16 protein-coding genes are annotated in these 17,589 nt (G+C 35.4%); 9 read left to right on the plus strand and 7 right to left on the minus strand.

Annotated elements, in window-relative coordinates:
- The first annotated feature begins 142 nt into the window (after positions 1-142).
- From OLM61_RS06755 to OLM61_RS06785, 7 genes are all read left to right on the plus strand, one after another.
- Positions 143-682: a CvpA family protein gene (locus OLM61_RS06755; protein ID WP_264525632.1), complete on the plus strand. Its 540-nt coding sequence runs from the start codon at positions 143-145 to the stop codon at positions 680-682.
- Positions 683-817: 135 nt separating this feature from the next.
- Positions 818-1,918, plus strand: coding sequence for a helix-turn-helix domain-containing protein (locus OLM61_RS06760; RefSeq protein ID WP_264525633.1), 1,101 nt, complete (start codon positions 818-820; stop codon positions 1,916-1,918).
- Between the two features lie 91 nt (positions 1,919-2,009).
- Complete coding sequence (locus OLM61_RS06765; RefSeq protein ID WP_264525634.1) at positions 2,010-3,002, plus strand: alpha/beta fold hydrolase; 993 nt, start codon at positions 2,010-2,012, stop codon at positions 3,000-3,002.
- 7 nt (positions 3,003-3,009) lie between these two features.
- Positions 3,010-3,681: a hypothetical protein gene (locus OLM61_RS06770; RefSeq protein ID WP_264525635.1), complete on the plus strand. Its 672-nt coding sequence runs from the start codon at positions 3,010-3,012 to the stop codon at positions 3,679-3,681.
- A gap of 264 nt (positions 3,682-3,945) precedes the next feature.
- A complete protein-coding gene (gene lepA / locus OLM61_RS06775; RefSeq protein ID WP_173965098.1) occupies positions 3,946-5,742 on the plus strand; it encodes a translation elongation factor 4 in 1,797 nt (598 codons plus the stop codon).
- Positions 5,743-5,847: 105 nt separating this feature from the next.
- On the plus strand, positions 5,848-7,275 hold the full coding sequence (locus tag OLM61_RS06780) for a hypothetical protein (protein WP_264525636.1): 1,428 nt from the start codon (positions 5,848-5,850) through the stop codon (positions 7,273-7,275).
- Positions 7,276-7,495: 220 nt separating this feature from the next.
- Positions 7,496-8,452, plus strand: a complete 957-nt coding sequence (locus OLM61_RS06785) for a helix-turn-helix transcriptional regulator (protein WP_264525637.1) — start codon at positions 7,496-7,498, stop codon at positions 8,450-8,452.
- Between the two features lie 44 nt (positions 8,453-8,496).
- Here the strand turns inward: OLM61_RS06785 and OLM61_RS06790 are convergent, their stop codons facing one another.
- Together OLM61_RS06790 and OLM61_RS06795 are read right to left on the minus strand one after the other, a co-directional pair.
- Entirely contained in the window at positions 8,497-8,997 is a 501-nt protein-coding gene (locus OLM61_RS06790) for a DinB family protein (RefSeq protein WP_264525638.1), read from the minus strand.
- 58 nt (positions 8,998-9,055) lie between these two features.
- Positions 9,056-9,538 carry a DinB family protein gene (locus OLM61_RS06795; RefSeq protein WP_264525639.1) on the minus strand — a complete coding sequence of 161 codons (483 nt, stop codon included), beginning with the start codon at positions 9,536-9,538 and terminating at the stop codon, positions 9,056-9,058.
- Positions 9,539-9,751: 213 nt separating this feature from the next.
- Here OLM61_RS06795 and thiL point away from each other — a divergent pair, with 213 nt between their 5' ends.
- Complete coding sequence (gene thiL, locus OLM61_RS06800) at positions 9,752-10,798, plus strand: thiamine-phosphate kinase (protein WP_264525640.1); 1,047 nt, start codon at positions 9,752-9,754, stop codon at positions 10,796-10,798.
- A gap of 144 nt (positions 10,799-10,942) precedes the next feature.
- Here the strand turns inward: thiL and OLM61_RS06805 are convergent, their stop codons facing one another.
- The 5 genes from OLM61_RS06805 to OLM61_RS06825 form a co-directional block, all read right to left on the minus strand.
- A complete protein-coding gene (locus OLM61_RS06805; RefSeq protein ID WP_264525641.1) occupies positions 10,943-11,641 on the minus strand; it encodes a response regulator transcription factor in 699 nt (232 codons plus the stop codon).
- Complete coding sequence (locus OLM61_RS06810) at positions 11,638-13,689, minus strand: tetratricopeptide repeat-containing sensor histidine kinase (RefSeq protein ID WP_264525642.1); 2,052 nt, start codon at positions 13,687-13,689, stop codon at positions 11,638-11,640. The genes OLM61_RS06805 and OLM61_RS06810 overlap by 4 nt, the downstream gene beginning before the upstream one ends.
- Before the next feature lie 97 nt (positions 13,690-13,786).
- Positions 13,787-14,011, minus strand: coding sequence for a hypothetical protein (locus OLM61_RS06815; protein ID WP_264525643.1), 225 nt, complete (start codon positions 14,009-14,011; stop codon positions 13,787-13,789).
- A 174-nt stretch (positions 14,012-14,185) separates the two neighbouring features.
- Positions 14,186-14,995 carry a LytR/AlgR family response regulator transcription factor gene (locus OLM61_RS06820; protein WP_264525644.1) on the minus strand — a complete coding sequence of 270 codons (810 nt, stop codon included), beginning with the start codon at positions 14,993-14,995 and terminating at the stop codon, positions 14,186-14,188.
- Between the two features lie 269 nt (positions 14,996-15,264).
- Positions 15,265-16,806, minus strand: a complete 1,542-nt coding sequence (locus tag OLM61_RS06825) for a glycine--tRNA ligase (RefSeq protein ID WP_264525645.1) — start codon at positions 16,804-16,806, stop codon at positions 15,265-15,267.
- Between the two features lie 98 nt (positions 16,807-16,904).
- Here OLM61_RS06825 and OLM61_RS06830 point away from each other — a divergent pair, with 98 nt between their 5' ends.
- Positions 16,905-17,588, plus strand: a complete 684-nt coding sequence (locus OLM61_RS06830) for a ComF family protein (RefSeq protein WP_264525646.1) — start codon at positions 16,905-16,907, stop codon at positions 17,586-17,588.
- Position 17,589: the final 1 nt, after the last annotated feature.

The raw sequence follows: 17,589 nt of genomic DNA on the forward strand, positions 1-17,589 counted from the left end.
AAGATACATAGTTCAAGACATTGCACCTAAAAAAATTAAACAGTTAGAAAAAGAGAACTCCAAAAAACGGCTGAACCTTTGCCACTCTGAACCTCCGAACCTAAAAAAGTATATCTTTGCGCTTTTTTAAACACACCCAAATATGAGTTTTTTTGATATAATTGTGGCCGCTCTTTTAGCTTTTAGCTTATATAAAGGAATTAAAAACGGACTTTTTGTAGAAGTTGCTTCTTTCATTTCTTTATTGTTGGGAATTTATATTGCCCTTAAATTCTCTTCTTTTATGAAAGAGCTTATCATGAAACACGTTTCATGGAATCCGAATACGATACAAATTACCGCTTTCATTCTGACTTTCATATTAGTGGTTATAGGCGTTTACTTCTTAGCCAAAATTCTTACCGGAATTGCCGATTTTGCTTTTCTGGGATGGGCGAATAAACTGGGCGGAGGCTTTTTCAGAATTTTAAAAACCATTCTGATTCTGAGTATTTTTATCGCTCTTTTTGAGAAAATCAATTTCAACAATACTTTTGCCAAAAAAGAAACATTAGACCATTCGATTTTTTACAATCCGGTTAAAAAAGTGGCAGCTTTCGTTTACCCTTCTGTTGAAAAATGGTACGAGGAATTTAAAGACATTCATGCCGAAACGTCTAAAGAAACACCTAAGGAAGAGTAATATCCCTGCCATTATATCTTACTAATTCAAAAAACAATAATCTTTACGAAACACCACGACCTCAGATAATTGAACAAAATAAATTATCTTGCCTGATATTTCCAACAACCGATTTAATTTATAATCAAAACCCGTATGTTGTATTTAACCGGCATTATAATCACCTTTTTTCTGGTTGTTGTACTGGCAAGCAAAAAGAACAAAACCGAGGCCGATAAGATTCTGGCACTCTGGTTGTTTTTTACCAGCTTTCATTTATTCCTGTTCTATCTTCATTACAAGAATGATTATAGCGACTTCCCCTTTTTTCTGGGAGTAGAACTTCCAATGCCTTTAGTTCAGGGACCCTTTTTATTTTTATACACTTCGGCTCTAACGAACCAAAATCGGTATAAAAAATTCAATCTTTTACACTTTATTCCTTTTGTAATTGCCTTTCTGGTATTGACTCCGTTTTACAATTTGCCTTTCGACGAAAAAGTGACTGTTTTCAAAAATGAAGGAAAAGGCTACGAGGTCCTGAATACTGTTTTGTATGCCGCAATATTACTTTCGGGAATTGTTTATGCTTTACTTTCCTTGCAGAAACTCGTAAAACACCGCAAGAACATCAACAATCAATTTTCGTTTACCGAAAAAATTAACCTGACCTGGCTGCGCTATTTAATCATCGGATCCAGCATCATTTGGCTCGTAGTCATTTTCTCTGACGATCAGTATATTTTTTCAGTTGTAGTTTTTTATTTGATTTTTATTGGGTATTTCGGTGTCAAACAAGTTGGGATTTTTACGAATCAACCCTTTTCCGAAAACAATCAAACTCTTATTTCAGTAGCAGAAAAAGCTGCTGTTGCCCATCCATCTGAAAAAATTAAATACGAAAAATCAGGTCTCACCGCCACAGAACTTCAAACCATTCATCAAAAGCTGACTCAGCTTATGAACGATGAAAAGCTCTATAAAAATGCCGACTTAACTTTAACCGAACTGGCACAGAAGATAAACGTTCATCCCAATACCCTTTCGCAGGTCATCAATTCGGCCGAACAAAAAAATTTTTACGATTACATCAACTCCCAACGTGTTGAGGAGTTTAAAAAAACAATCCGTTTACCCGAAAATCAAAAATTCACTTTCCTATCTGTCGCATTGGAATGTGGCTTTAATTCGAAAACGGCTTTCAACCGAAACTTCAAAAAAGAAACCGGGCTTTCTCCTTCTGAATATTTAAAATAATTTTCGTTTTAAACTAGAACCACCTTACAAGTTGGGGCGACCAGCATAGTACCACCGCGCATCTTTGCAGAAATTTAAACCAATTTATGCAATGAAAACCAAAGTACTTTACTCAGCCGTAATCGCTGTTTCAATTTTCTTTTTTATTGGATGCGAAAATGAAAATGACATTCAGGGACCTGGAAATTTAGTTCCGAAAACCGTCGATCAGGATGCCTCTATCCCTTCTATTTTTGTAAACGGAACGCAGCTGCACGCTGAGGCTTTCGGAAATCCCAACAACCCCATGCTGGTTTTCCTGCATGGCGGGCCCGGCTCTGATTATAGAAATGGCCTGAATGTAAAACAGCTCGCCAACGAAGGCTATTATGTGATTTTCTACGATCAAAGAGGTTCCGGATTATCTAAAAGACACGACAAAAACACCTACTCTATTCCCCTTGTACTTGATGATCTTACCGAGGTCATAAAATATTACCGAAAAACCAGTACTCAAAAAATATTTCTCTTTGGACATTCCTGGGGCGCCATGCTCGCTGCGGCCTATGTCAACCAATACCCAGCTGCTATCAATGGTGTTATTCTGGCAGAACCGGGAGGTTTAAACAAAAAACTATTAGACGATTATGGCGAAATGAGCCGGAAAATAAAATTATTCTCTGAGGCCACCAGTAATTTACTGTATGTTGATCAGTTCTTGACGGGAAAAGAAAACCAGCATGAGATTCTCGATTACAAATTTGGCATTTCTACCAGTTTCTCCTATGCAAAAGGCAACAAAGAAGGCATTCCAGGCCCATCGCCTTTTTGGAGAATCGGAACAACGGTTTTAGAAAGTTTCACTGATATCGCCGAAAATGATGGTTTTGACTTTACAACAAATCTAAGTCAGTATAAAACCAAGGTTCTCTTTTTATACGGTGAGTTCAATCAATCGTACGGTTTGTCTTTTGCTCAAAAAGAAGCCGCTTTTTTTCCGAATGCCGCCATAGCCGAAGTAAAAGGAACGGGACACGAGATGATTTACTTCAAATGGGAAAATGTACATCCGCTAGTGTTGAACTATTTAAACACACTAAAATAACCAGACGATGAAAACATTACTAGTACTAATTACCTTTATCTTATCTCTTTTCCTAACCAAAACCTATTCTCAAGTTATAAACTGGGAAAATCTTAAAGAGAATCAAAAGCACATTCTAAATATAAATGCGGGCTGGGAACATAGTTTTGTTTACGGACTTGCTTACGGTTACCATCTCAAAACCAAACTGCCAATTGTAGTCGAAGCTTCTTTTTCCTTGCCATCAGGCGAAACAATACCGGATGATTTTAAAAGTAAAATTGGTGGACAACTGAATCTTTACCAACTGAATCATTTCCGCTTTAATGCTGCGATTCACGGAATTTATCGTCGATACGAAAATCCGCTAGTCACCTTACAAAATTTTGGCGCCGATGCAACTGCGATTATCGGCTATTACAAACCAAAATGGTTTGTGGCCGGAGAATTTGGTTTTGACAAAGCGATTGTGACTCATTTTAAAAATTCGGCCGTTTATAAAGAAGTCTATCCCAACGTAAAAAACGGTTGGTACGAACCTGCAACGGGAGGCAATTTCAACTATGGCATACAAGCCGGATATTCCTTTCGGCGAACGGATCTTACTTTACGACTGGGAAAAATAATTACCCAGGATTTTAAAACAGAACCACTGATTCCAATATACTTTCAACTGGGGTATAATTTAAAATTAGAATGATTTAGTTAATTACACCAAACCCGACAAGTTTTTTGAAACCTGTCGGGTTTTATATTTCTCCTACTTTTTAAAGAAAATCACAGTATATTTTAACGTTTTAAAAGCCATTTTAAAATTCAGAATTCAACTATCGAAGATCAGCATTCCAGAATCCAAAACTTTGCGCTATCTTTGCGGCTTAATAACATGCTCTAAGGCAATTGCTACAGTGCAAATTTATACCCGGAAATTACTTAAACTCGTTTAGAGAATTGACATATTAAAATGAAGAAGATACGTAACTTTTGCATTATTGCACACATTGACCACGGTAAAAGTACACTGGCAGACCGCTTATTGGGCGCTACACAAACCGTTACAGCTCGTGAAGAAAAAGCACAATTGCTTGACAACATGGACCTGGAGCGTGAGCGTGGAATCACCATTAAGAGTCACGCCATTCAAATGGAATACACTTACAAAGGCGAGGAATATATTTTAAATTTAATTGACACTCCCGGTCACGTTGACTTTTCATACGAAGTTTCACGATCTATTGCGGCCTGCGAAGGTGCTCTTTTGATTGTTGATGCCGCTCAAAGCATTCAGGCACAAACCATTTCTAACTTGTATCTGGCTTTAGAAAATGACCTTGAGATTATTCCGGTTTTGAACAAAGTAGATTTACCAAGTGCCAATCCTGAAGAAGTAAGCGATGATATCATCGATTTATTAGGATGTAAATTAGAAGATATTATTCATGCTTCGGGAAAAACTGGTTTTGGTGTTGAAAATATCTTAGCAGCTATTATTGAAAAAATTCCAGCTCCAAAAGGAAATGTTGATGAACCATTACAGGCATTGATCTTTGATTCACATTACAACCCGTTTCGTGGAATCGAAGTTATCTTCAGAGTCATGAATGGTGAAATAAAAAAAGGGCAGAAAATTAAATTCATGGCTACCGGCAATGAATATTTTGCCGATGAAGTGGGAACTTTAAAACTAAATCAGGTTCCAAAAAATGTAATTTCTACCGGTGATGTTGGTTATTTAATTTCAGGAATTAAAGAAGCCAAAGAGGTAAAAGTGGGAGATACTCTTACGGATGCCAAAACACCAACAACCAATATGATTACAGGTTTCGAGGATGTAAAACCAATGGTTTTCGCCGGAATCTATCCTGTTGACACCGAAGATTATGAAGATTTGCGTTCTTCTATGGAGAAATTGCAATTAAACGATGCTTCGTTAGTCTTTACTCCGGAAAGCTCTGCTGCTTTAGGATTTGGTTTCCGTTGCGGATTCTTAGGAATGCTTCACATGGAAATTATCCAGGAACGTTTAGAGCGTGAGTTCGACATGACGGTTATTACTACCGTACCTAACGTTTCGTATTTGGCCTACACCAAAAAAGATCCCGAAACTGCATTTGTGGTAAACAATCCTTCAGACTTGCCTGAACCATCTCGTTTAGACCGTGTTGAAGAACCTTTTATCAAAGCAACTATCATTACAAAAGCCGATTTCGTTGGAAACGTAATGAGTTTGTGTATCGAAAAGCGTGGTCAGATTACCAATCAAACGTATTTGACAACAGAACGTGTTGAGCTGAATTTTGACATGCCATTGGCCGAAATTGTATTTGATTTTTACGATCGTTTAAAAACAGTTTCTAAAGGTTATGCTTCTTTTGATTACTCTCCTATTGGGATGAGGACTTCAAAACTGGTAAAACTGGATGTTCTTTTAAACGCACAAACGGTTGATGCGCTTTCTGCTTTGATTCACGAAGACAATGCTTACAACATCGGTAAAAAAATGACCGAGAAATTACGCGAACTGATTCCAAGACAACAATTCGACATTCCGATTCAGGCAGCGATTGGTGCTAAAATTATCGCTCGTGAAACCATTAAAGCACTTCGTAAAGACGTTACCGCAAAATGTTACGGTGGAGATATCTCTCGTAAACGTAAACTTCTTGAAAAACAGAAAAAAGGTAAAAAACGTATGCGTCAGGTAGGAAACGTTGAGATTCCGCAAGAAGCGTTTATGGCTGTTTTGAAATTGAACGACTAGTTTTTTTTTAGAATATAGAAGAAAAAACAAAGAATATAGAGAAAACCTGATGATGAAAATTGTCAGGTTTTTTTGTTTAGATTTGATACAAAAAGGAAGTAAAAAATGAGAATAGAAAAAAATAAAATCATACCATATAAAAATCTAACATGTAACGATTGGGATGAATATTCTCACTATAAAGACTTAGAAAATACAATTTTAATTATCAACTTTCCAATTATCAGAAATTCAAATCCAATAATTGGTCGATACGAAGATTTTAATTTTAAAAATTGTGTTTTTGAGTATGAAATTAAAATCATAAATATTAATGATCCTAGTTTAACAATTTCCTTTTTAAATTGTAAGTTCAAAAAACCAGTAAACATTGACAACAACAATATAAAAGAAATCAACTTAATTTGGCATTCAGACTCTGAGAAAGATTGGCACCTAAATTCTTTCTTCGAAAGTGAAATGAGTATTTCCAGCAACAAATTTGAATTATTTTGTAAAATTAAAGGGCTGAATCAAACGCAAAGTGGTTCTTTTTCTTTTGTCGGAAATATTTTCAATTCCCAGCCAAGAGAAATTAATCCAAAAAGAGAAACTCAATATGAAGTTTGCAACATCGAAAATTGTAATTTATTTAACGGAAGTTTCAACAACAATACATTTTACATGCCCTTTAGTTTTAAACACAATATATTAAAATACAATTCTGAATACTCAGGTCATAGTTTTATAAATAATCTTTTTCAAAAAAGTTATTTTTCATATACTGACTTTGGAAACAAAGCTAAATTCAACAGATGTGATTTTTTAGGAACAACTTTATTTGATCATGTTAAAAGCTCAAACCAGGAATTTAATAGCTGTAAATTCAACGGATATACTCATTTCAACAATGCAAAAATTTCAAATCTATCAATTTTATATTCTAGTTTTAATAGGCCAACTTCTTTCAACGAAGCAGAATTTGACATTCTAAAATTGTTTGAAGCAAAATTTATTAACGGCGTTTATTTTGATGAAATGAAAATAAATAAAGTTTTGGACAGATCATACTTAAAAGACAAATCTAAGATTTCGGACTGGAAAAAAACTTTGCGAACTATAAAGCAAGAGTCGCAAAAACTAGAAAATAAAATTGATTTCAATAATTATAGAAATTATGAGCTTGCAGCCCATTACGAAGAATTAAATATAGGCACAAATTTCAAAGATACATCGATTCTTTGGGCAACAAAATGGTCCTCTAATTTTGGAAACTGGTTTTGGGCGTTAGGTTTTACAGTAGTTTCTGGATTATTTTGGTTTTCAATTTTATATCGAATTGAAAATTCAGGAACGTTTAACTTTGAAAAGATAAACGAGTATTTTGTTGGAGCCTTTAGATTTTTTCTTGTTACAGACTTTTTCAATCCATTAGAAAATGACAGAACATATTTAGATAATGGCTGGAGTTGGTTAATTTTTATCTTTGGAAAAATCTTCATTGCATTTGGAATTTACGAAATGATACAATCCTTCAGAAAATTTAAAGCTTAAAATCATCTTAATCTCCTCTTGTATCAGCACAATATCATTAAGAGACCGGACAAAATAGGAATGAAAAATCAGACCATTTTTTCATAATCAACTATAAAAAAGCTGCCCTACCCATGTTCTAAACAAAAGCAATCTGTCTCAATTTGGAACAGCTTTTTTATTTCTTTAAACATCAAACCTTTGTAACTTTGAACCTCTGAACCTTTGAACCTAGAAAAAAATGGACGAAACCCCAAAACGATTTGACCGAATTGTTGCCATCCTGATCCAATTACAATCCAAAAAAATTGTAAAAGCACAGGAGTTGGCCGATCGCTTTGAAGTGAGTTTGCGAACGATTTATAGAGACATTCGAACGCTTGAAGCATCAGGAGTCCCTATTTACAGTGAGGCCGGAGTGGGTTACGCCCTGATGGATGGTTACAGATTGCCGCCGGTTATGTTTACACGCGAGGAAGTAAGCAGCTTTATTGCCGCCGAAAAACTAATGCAAAAATTTACCGATCCATCTCTTGGAGCACATTATGCATCGGCTATGTATAAACTGAAATCTGTTTTAAGAAGTACCGATAAAGACTGGCTCTCCAATATCGAATCACGAGTTGTAATGAATACCGCTGAGCCTCTGTTTAATGATAATTCGCCAAATACTTTAGCGCTTCTTTTTGAAGGTATTGCCGAGAAAAAACAACTTTTGCTTTCGTACAAAACCTACGAAACAGATACCGCTACACAAAGAAACATAGAACCGGTAGGCGTTTTTCACGACAACAACAATTGGTATTTTTTAGGATACTGCCATTTACGACAGGATTATCGTCAGTTTAGAACAGACAGAATTCAGGGTATTCGCAAAACAGACTCTGATTTTACAATCGAACACAATGCTTTAGAAACCTATATCAATAAAACAGAAACCTGTCCAACAACAAAAGTTCGCATCTTAATTGATAAAAAAATTGCCCGTTATCTGTCTACTGAAAAAAAGTACCACGGCTTTATCTCTGAAAAAGAAGTAGACGGAAAAATAGAAATGACTTTTATGTCACGTGATATCGAAAACTCATTTCCACGCTGGTTTCTCATGTATGGAGACTATGCTACTATTCTGGAACCCGAAAGGCTCAAAACCACAACACTGCAATTACTGGAAATCAACCGAAAAAGACTTTTATAAAAAAACACCTAAAGATGAGCTTCATCCTTAGGTGTTTTTCAAATCTAGTGTTTCTCTTTTACCACATTGTAAAAATTATAATCGGTATTGGAAGCATCGGTAATACCTATATTTCTTCCCATCGTTACAATTTGACCTCTGTGATACGTTCCGTGATTCACCACCTGCAACAAGTAATCGCTGACAGGCAAATCACACTGAAACCATGGATTTTCAATTTTGATTGTTTTCAACAACTGTTCGTCTGATAATGATGTGATGAATGCCGCTAATTTTGCAGATGTATTCAATAAACCTTCAAACACTTCATCCTTATTTAAATCAGTACCTTCCCTTCTTTCGGGCTGAGGTATTTCAGCTATTACCGAAAACCAATATTCTTCGGTTTCCCAAATATGATTTAATGTTTTAACAATACTTGTATAGCTTGAAAGAACTTCTTTATGCAGCAATTCGTCTGTTTTTGTTGAAAGCCAGTTCACAAATTGCTGATTGACCCATAAATTATAAGCTGCATAATTGGTCATAATTTTTTTAAAACTCATACCGTTCGATTTAAATTTGAATAAAGATAGAATAAAATTTATTTAACACTTCTGATCACTACTGTCTCTCCCAGAAAAAAGGAGGTTCGATATTTAAAGCTCTTAAATATACGTAAGCTTGTCCACGGTGATGTACTTCATTGTCAACAAAATACAAAACATTTTGGATTATAGGAAATTCATATTGACCAAACAGGTTGAATGTTTCACTAAAATCTTCAATCGACAATTGTTTCCAGTATTCGTTAATTTCAGCTGTGGCCTCATCCCATTTTTCAAGATACTGGGCTTTAAAGATTAATTTTTCAGATGCTTCTGTATAAGGTTTGATCTCTTTATTTACAATTCCTTTTAATGCCGGAGCTGCAATAGCTAAAAGCTCGTCTGTCAACTGCGCGAAAGTTCGCATTCCTCCAATCGAAAATTCAAAAAAATCTTTCTCCGGAAACGCTTCAATCACACGACGTGTAAGTGCGCGATGTCCTTGCCAGTGGATCAATAAATCTTCAGGAGTAATTACTTGGGCTGCTAATGTTTTCATAGTTTTAAAGTTTTAATTATTTCTTACTTCAAAAGTATTGAGGGCCGGTGACAACAGTTTGTCAGCAGGAAATAAAAAATTAAAATATTTTTCATTTTCTCTTGTACAGATACGATTCTCTATAGTTAAAGAGGGCGTTCCCAGAGAACATCTCCTTAAATTCGATAAAACCTTTGTACCTTTGCGCCTTAGAAACTTTGGAACTTAAAAGAAATGATCGAAGATAAAAATCCGCAGCGTACCAGTATAGCACAATTAGGTGAATTTGGCCTAATTGAACATTTAACCAAAAATTTTGATGTTACTCAGGAATCTACCCTGAAAAGTATAGGCGATGATGCCGCTGTTCTTGATTTTAAGGACAAAAAAGTAGTAGTCTCTACCGATTTATTAATTGAGGGAGTACATTTTGACCTGGCGTATATGCCTTTAAAACATTTGGGATACAAGTCGGTTGTGGTTAACCTGTCCGACATTTGTGCGATGAATGCAAAACCAACGCAAATAACGGTTTCTGTGGCAGTTTCTAACCGTTTCCCACTAGAAGCCTTAGAAGAATTATTTGATGGCATTACACATGCTGCAAAAGAGTATAAAGTTGATGTTATTGGTGGTGATACTACCTCATCGCAAAAAGGACTAATTATTAGCATCACCGCAATTGGTGAAGCCAATGAGGAAGAACTTGTTTACCGAAATGGCGCCAAAGGAACCGATTTACTTGTCGTTACCGGAGATATAGGAGCTGCTTATATGGGATTGCAAGTATTGGAGCGCGAGAAACAAGTTTTTCAGGTGAATCCAAACAGCCAGCCAGATCTGGACATGTACAGCTATTTAATCGAGCGTCAGTTAAAACCCGAAGCCCGAAAAGATGTTCGCACCTTATTACATGCACTTGAAATTAAACCTACAGCAATGATTGATATTTCAGACGGATTATCTTCTGAAATTATGCACATCTGCAAACAATCGAAAGTGGGTTGTAATTTATATGAAGACAAACTTCCACTGGACCCTCAATTCATCTCTACTTGTGAAGAATTTAATATCGACAGTACAACAGTTGCTATCAATGGCGGTGAAGATTATGAATTGTTATTTACCATCGACATCAATGATTTTGACAAAATAAAAGGAAATCCAAACTTCTCGATCATTGGGCACATGGCCGATGAAAGCGAAGGAGTGCATCTGGTAACGCGTGCCAACACAAAAATTGCTTTAAAAGCACGTGGTTGGGATGCCTTGACCGAATAGTTTTGCAGTCACAGTTTTCAGTCGCAGTATTTAGTAAAACTGCTAACTAAAACCTGAGACTGCAAACTGAGACTGAAATAAAAAAAATCCAAATTCCGGAAACATAACCGGAATTTGGATTTTTTTTATTTAGAATTTCCTTCTCTACAAAAGCCCTTTGCATTTTGCCTCTTTAACCAAGTCGTCATCAGAACCGCTTTTCACTTTAAGCAGCTCCTTAAGTCCTGCTTTGCGCTTTTCGATAGCATTGACAGAAATTGGGATGTATTGCGGCATATCTTCCAGCGAAGTTCCTTTTGACAAATGAAATAAAATCTGCTTGTCAAACTCATCAATTTCAATTGAATTATGAGTCGACTGATTGAGCATCTTTTGAACGGACTGACTGTAGTATTTATCACTTTTCATGACTTTATCAAACGCGAAAAGCAATTCATCAAAAGTGAGGTCATTTTTAATAATTAAGCCATTGGGGCTAATCGTTCGGATGATGGTTTTAATTTTTAATAACTCGGTATACATGGTAAGCAGAATTATTTTGCATTTTGGCATTTTCTTCAGGAGTAACTTTGCCAGATCTTCACCCGAAAAAATATCTTTCTCTTCATACGGTGGCATGCTGATATCTAAAAAAGCAACGTCAAATTCCGGAGTCTGAACATCTTCGATTAAATCATATCCCGATTTACAATCGTGGGCCTGCAAAATAAGAAACTCATATTGTTTAGGATTGTAGCGTGTAATCGCATTTTTATATCCTTCAATAATAAAGGGATGATCGTCAACAATTAAAATATTTTTCCTAATTAACTGAGGAACCGGGGCGTTGGGGTCAATTGTCATGTATGCTGTAGGTTTATTTTTTGATCTATAGGAATTTTAACCACTAAAAGAGTTCCTTCTCCTTTGACTGATTTTAAAGAAACGATACCTTTACATTCTGCAGCTCTGTATTGAATATTATGCAATCCTATTCCGTTTTTCGTTGTCTTGGTATTAAAACCAACTCCATCATCCGCAATTGACAGCACCAGATGGTCAACTTCGCTTTTAAACTCAACCACAATTGTAGTTGCCTCCGCATACTTATTGCAATTCTGAAGTGCTTCCTGAACAATTCTGTATAAATTAATTTTTACGGTATTACTCACCAGTTCCCATTTAATATTGGAATCAAAAGAGCTGACTAATTTTGTACCATAGGTGTTTCTCTGATCCTCAAACAATTTGTTTAAAATCGCGATAAAATTATTAATTAATTCTGATTTCTCTCTGTTTAAATCATGCGAAATCTCACGTATATCTTCTTCAATTTTTTTCAGTTCCTCGAGGTATTTTTTTCTCTTGGGAGCTGCTTCCAATTCGTCTACTTTATCTAAACTGTCAAGGCTGATTCTAACACCAAACATTCTTCCCAAAACACCATCGTGTAAATCCTGTGCTACTTTTTTCTTTTCTTTAATTCGGGTCTGTTCGATATCATTTTGCTGCAGAATCATCAAATTATAGATGTCTTCGTTGGCCACTTGCTGCTGTTGTTTAAAAAGTAGTTCCCGGTGTCTGGCCTGCTGTGTTTTGTAAACGTAGAAAAACAAACCAATCAGGGTACAAATACTGAAAACATAGATTAAGGTTTTATTTTTTTCCTGTAAGCTTGAATTTTGATCTTTTATTTCGTTGGTTTCGTATTGAATTCTGGAGAATTTCTCTCCAATAATCCGCTCCTCTCTTACCACTTTTTCATTAATCTCTATATATTCCTTTGAATATTTTGGAGCATTTTCAGGATCGACAATAGCAATCTGTTTAAGAGCATCTAAGGTATTTCCTAATTTATTTGAAACCCGGGATAAGTTTAAAGCCTGTTTTGAAAATTGAAAAGCTCTTAAGGTATCTTGCTTAAACCAATAATATTCAGACAAATGTATTTTATTCAATATAATTCCGGACGTGAGTTTTAAACTATCTCTAATTTTCAATGCCTCATAAAATTGATCCGGAAGTCCGTCAAACTCTTTTGATTTAAACTTAGCATAAGCCAAATTGTCTAAAAGCATTGCATACAAGGTTGGCCCCTCTACAAATAAATTTTCCTGCATCAAACCTTTCCTAAAATAAATTTTTGCCTTTTCGTAATCCTCCATACTTAGATAAACAAAGCCTATGTTGTTTAAGGAAGTCGCTTTTAACTGTAAATCCAATGGGATTGTTTTATCATCTAAAATAGTCAGTGCCTTATTATGAAACACCAATGCTTTATCATATTCTGTTCGCTCGTTATACAATATACCTAACAAATTATAACAATCATAAAGCTGATTATTAACGTCTTTCTTCTTTTTTAAAATTTGAAGTGCTTTAAAAACCATTATTTCACTTTCGAAATAATCGGCTTCACTAAACTGCAAATCTGCCTTGAGTAAAAATGTCTTGGCAAGATTAAGGTCGTCATTAATCTTTAAGTATATTTTTCCTGCTGCAAAATAATTTAAAAAGGCACTATCTGAAATCGTTTGTGAGCGATAATAATCGCCCAGGTACGTATGGACCTTGGCAATACTGAATGAATCTTTGCTGCTTATGGCACGTTCCAGAATTAACTTTGATGTTTTTTTATAGGCTTTCCAATCGCTCATGTTATAATAACGATTCGCCACCTTAAACAAATTCACTCTATTAAGCGAGTCATTCTTTTGCGCTATAATAATATCAAAAGCTTTTTGATTGTAGTTTTGCTTATACGCCAAAGGCAGATTAGCATCATTGGCCAATGAAAAATAGATAGAGAGGCTATCTATTGAAGAATTTTCATTTTTATCTTTCTCTGTTTTACTGGTACAACCCAACAAGATAAGAGATAAAAATAATAATATCGCGTGTGTGTGTTTCAATTGTACCTCTGATTTTTACCAAAAATACTAAAACTATAGACATAAAAAAAGGCTGTCAAAAACAGACAGCCTTTTACGATATGATTTTTTATTTTTCTTAATCTAGTTTTATAGTAGATCTTGTTGCCTGGCTGGCAGAAGCAAAACTTTTCAATTGAATTTTCTCGCTATGAAAATCTACTTTTCTAGTAGGTCTTGTCAGTTGTCCACCGCCACCGTCAAGAGCCACTTTGTTTTTGTTGTTCGACACTGTTGCTGGGTTTGCAAATGAAGCTACCAATACTAAAGAAAATATTCCGAATACTAAAGCTGTTTTTTTCATGATTTGAGGGTATTAAATGTTTGATTTTTTGTTTTGGGGAATCATCGCATTGTGCGAATCATGGCGTAAAACTAAGCCCACATTTAAAAAAAATGAATAGGAAAAAACAGGTTTATGGTAGAACGTAGCCAATTGATAGTCAATGGCAGGCAAATCAGTGTAATCGCCTAATTTTTAGACTTCTAAATAATTTCCTACAGCAAAATCGGCAATAATTAAATCAACATTTGATTTATAGGTTTTTGAAAAAGGAATTTTTTTGGAAGAATTTCGAATATAACAGATTGAGTTTCCATTGTGAATTCTTGCAATATAATTTTGATTGATAATGTAGCTGTTGTGAATTCGAACAAAAGGATGCGACAAAATACTTTCGAAATGTTTTAACGTTTTAAAAGCCGTTATCATTTCACCTGAACTCAAATAAATATCTGTAGAGTTGTTATCCGCCTGAAAGTAACTGATATCATTGGCATTGATGTACCGATAGTCGCCATACGATTTCACGCATAAAATAAGCGGCTGCTCGGTATCTTTCACCGGTTTTGCAAACAACTCACTTAACGGAGTGCTCTCTTCCTCCATGGGCTCTGCATCATTTGCAGGAAGTGTTTTTTCGAGTTTCAAAATGGTTTTCAATACATCTGACCGCAGGACGGGCTTTAGTATATAACCAAAAACACCATACTGAATGGCCTCAAAAGCCAAATCTTTCTTTGTAGTTGTAACGACTATCTTCGGAATAAGAACTAAAAAACGATGCAGTTCATTTATAAAAGCCAGTGATAAATTACTGGATAAATCTTTGGGATCAATTTCTAAAAAAACAAGGCAGGGACGGTGTTCTAAAACCAAATTCAGACCCAATTGGTAATTCGCAGCCGATCCCGCAAAAGTCAGTTCTGAAAAACCTTCTGCAATTGTTCTGGTTTTCAAAATACTTTCCACATCATCGTCAATGATAATATACGAATACTTTTTCAATCTTACATTCTGTTGATTTTTCATGAACCCCCTACAACTACCCCTTTAGTTTCACCAATCCTTTTAAAAAGATTTTGTCTCGCAATTTATTCGCAACTAAAAATACGAATTTCAGCTATTCTACTATTTCATTGTTAATATGTTACAAACAAATGTTAACACAAAAGGATGAAACGCAAAAATTATCGCCAAAATACACTATTTAACATTAAAAAAACCCAAACTCCGTGAAGGAATTTGGGTCTTTATATAAGAGTATGAATAAAAAATTACATTTTCATCAACCAGTTTTTCATCGAAACTTCGTTTTCAATTATAGCTTTCAATTCAGAAATCTTCACACGATCTTGTTTCATTGTATCTCTATGACGAATGGTTACCGTTTCGTCTTCTATGGTTTGATGGTCTACTGTAATACAAAACGGTGTTCCAAGTGCATCCTGTCTTCTGTAACGACGACCTACTGCATCTTTTTCATCGTAAGCTACATTGAAATCCCATTTCAAATCTTCAATGATTTTTTTGGCAATATCCGGTAAACCGTCCTTTTTAACCAAAGGCAATACTGCTGCTTTTGTTGGTGCCAAAACAGCCGGTAATTTCAACACTGTTCTTGTTGTTTGATCTTCGAGAACTTCTTCTTGCAATGAAGTTGCGAAAACAGCCAAAAACATACGATCTAAACCAACAGACGTTTCTACTACATACGGTACATAGTTTTCGTTTAGTTCAGGATCAAAATATTGTAGTTTTCTTCCTGAATATTCTTCGTGTGCTTTCAGGTCAAAATCTGTACGAGAGTGAATACCTTCTAACTCTTTGAATCCGAATGGGAAGTTAAATTCGATATCTGCAGCAGCATTGGCATAGTGCGCTAACTTTTCGTGATCGTGGAAACGGTAATTATCTTTTCCTAATCCTAAAGATAAATGCCAGTTTAAACGTGTTTGTTTCCAGTGCTCGTACCATTTCATTTCTTCACCCGGACGCACAAAAAACTGCATTTCCATTTGTTCAAATTCACGCATACGGAAAATAAACTGTCTTGCAACAATTTCATTTCTGAACGCTTTACCCGTTTGAGCAATTCCAAAAGGAACTTTCATACGACCTGATTTTTGCACATTCAGGAAATTCACAAAAATACCCTGAGCCGTTTCCGGACGCAGGTATAAATCCATTGCAGAATCGGCAGAAGCTCCTAATTTCGTTCCAAACATTAAGTTGAACTGACGAACTTCTGTCCAGTTTTTAGAACCTGTTTCCGGATCAGCAATTTCCAATTCTTCGATTAATGCTTTTACATCTTCTAAATCTCCATTGCCCAAAGAACGGCCTAAACGCTCTCTGATTTCTTTTTCTTTCGCCAAATATTCAATTACGCGGGCATTTGTCGTAACAAATTCCTGCTCATTAAAAGCATCTCCAAAACGAGCACTCGCTTTTTCAATTTCTTTTTTAGCCTTCAGATTAAGTTTTTCCGCATAATCTTCTACCAAAACATCGGCTCTGTATCTTTTCTTTGAATCTTTATTATCAATTAATGGGTCATTAAACGCATCAACGTGGCCTGAAGCTTTCCAGGTAGTCGGATGCATTAATATTGCAGCGTCTAAACCGACAATATTTTCATTCATCTGAACCATTGATTTCCACCAATATTCACGGATATTCTTTTTTAACTCGACACCATTTTGTGCATAATCATACACTGCACTCAATCCATCGTATACTTCGCTTGACGGAAAAATAAATCCGTACTCTTTTGCGTGCGAAACCACATTCTTAAATATATCTTCTTGTTTTGCCATAGTGATGCAAAAATATAAAAAGTACGTTTAAAAAAAAGAAAAATAATAAAGTTTGAAGCAATCATTTGGTTATTTTTGTAACTAAATTCTTTCTATTTGTGTTTAATTATCTAATCAACCTTTTTTTTCCTAAGGTTTGCCTGGGATGTCATGCTCTTTTACTCGATGGCGAAACTATTTTGTGTACCCGTTGTCGTCATGAATTGCCTCTTACTCAACATCATTTAAATCCAAAAAATGAAGCTGTAAAAAAATTTTACGGCAAGATAGATGTCAAGCATGCATCGGCATTTTTGTATTTCAACAAAAAAGGGATTGTTCAGGAACTTATCCATAATCTTAAATACAAAGGTCATGAAGAAATCGGAATCGTATTAGGCAATTGGTACGCCGAAGTTCTAAAAGATTTAAATTTAGAAACTCCTTTTGATGTGATCGTTCCTGTGCCGCTGCACCCTAAAAAACTAAAGGAACGGGGGTACAATCAGGTTACTGCTTTTGGAAAAACTTTGTCTAAAAACTTAGCGGTCGCCTTTGATTCTACCATACTGTATCGAAAAAAATACTCAAAAACCCAATCCAAAAAAAATCTTTTAGGACGATCTGAGAATATTGAAAGCATCTTTGATGTCCAATTTTCAGAAATAAACCACGACAAACATTTTTTAATCGTTGATGATGTACTCACTACCGGAGCCACACTTGAAGCCTGTTCCAGAGCTTTGCAAAAAATCCCGGGAGCAAAAATCAGTATCGTCTGCATGGCAATGGCGAACTCTTAGT

It is taken from the genome of Flavobacterium sp. N502536 (assembly GCF_025947345.1).
In the GTDB taxonomy this organism is placed as follows: Bacteria; Bacteroidota; Bacteroidia; order Flavobacteriales; family Flavobacteriaceae; genus Flavobacterium.

Coding starts and splice junctions, on each gene's coding strand:
- OLM61_RS06760 (WP_264525633.1), top strand. CDS start 818: ATGTTGTATTTAACCGGCATTATAATCACCTTTTTTCTGGTTGTTGTA.
- lepA (WP_173965098.1), top strand. CDS start 3,946: ATGAAGAAGATACGTAACTTTTGCATTATTGCACACATTGACCACGGT.
- OLM61_RS06815 (WP_264525643.1), bottom strand. CDS start 14,011: ATGAAAAAAACAGCTTTAGTATTCGGAATATTTTCTTTAGTATTGGTA.
- OLM61_RS06765 (WP_264525634.1), top strand. CDS start 2,010: ATGAAAACCAAAGTACTTTACTCAGCCGTAATCGCTGTTTCAATTTTC.
- OLM61_RS06785 (WP_264525637.1), top strand. CDS start 7,496: ATGGACGAAACCCCAAAACGATTTGACCGAATTGTTGCCATCCTGATC.
- OLM61_RS06790 (WP_264525638.1), bottom strand. CDS start 8,997: ATGAGTTTTAAAAAAATTATGACCAATTATGCAGCTTATAATTTATGG.
- OLM61_RS06770 (WP_264525635.1), top strand. CDS start 3,010: ATGAAAACATTACTAGTACTAATTACCTTTATCTTATCTCTTTTCCTA.
- OLM61_RS06795 (WP_264525639.1), bottom strand. CDS start 9,538: ATGAAAACATTAGCAGCCCAAGTAATTACTCCTGAAGATTTATTGATC.
- OLM61_RS06755 (WP_264525632.1), top strand. CDS start 143: ATGAGTTTTTTTGATATAATTGTGGCCGCTCTTTTAGCTTTTAGCTTA.
- OLM61_RS06825 (WP_264525645.1), bottom strand. CDS start 16,806: ATGGCAAAACAAGAAGATATATTTAAGAATGTGGTTTCGCACGCAAAA.
- OLM61_RS06805 (WP_264525641.1), bottom strand. CDS start 11,641: ATGACAATTGACCCCAACGCCCCGGTTCCTCAGTTAATTAGGAAAAAT.
- thiL (WP_264525640.1), top strand. CDS start 9,752: ATGATCGAAGATAAAAATCCGCAGCGTACCAGTATAGCACAATTAGGT.
- OLM61_RS06780 (WP_264525636.1), top strand. CDS start 5,848: ATGAGAATAGAAAAAAATAAAATCATACCATATAAAAATCTAACATGT.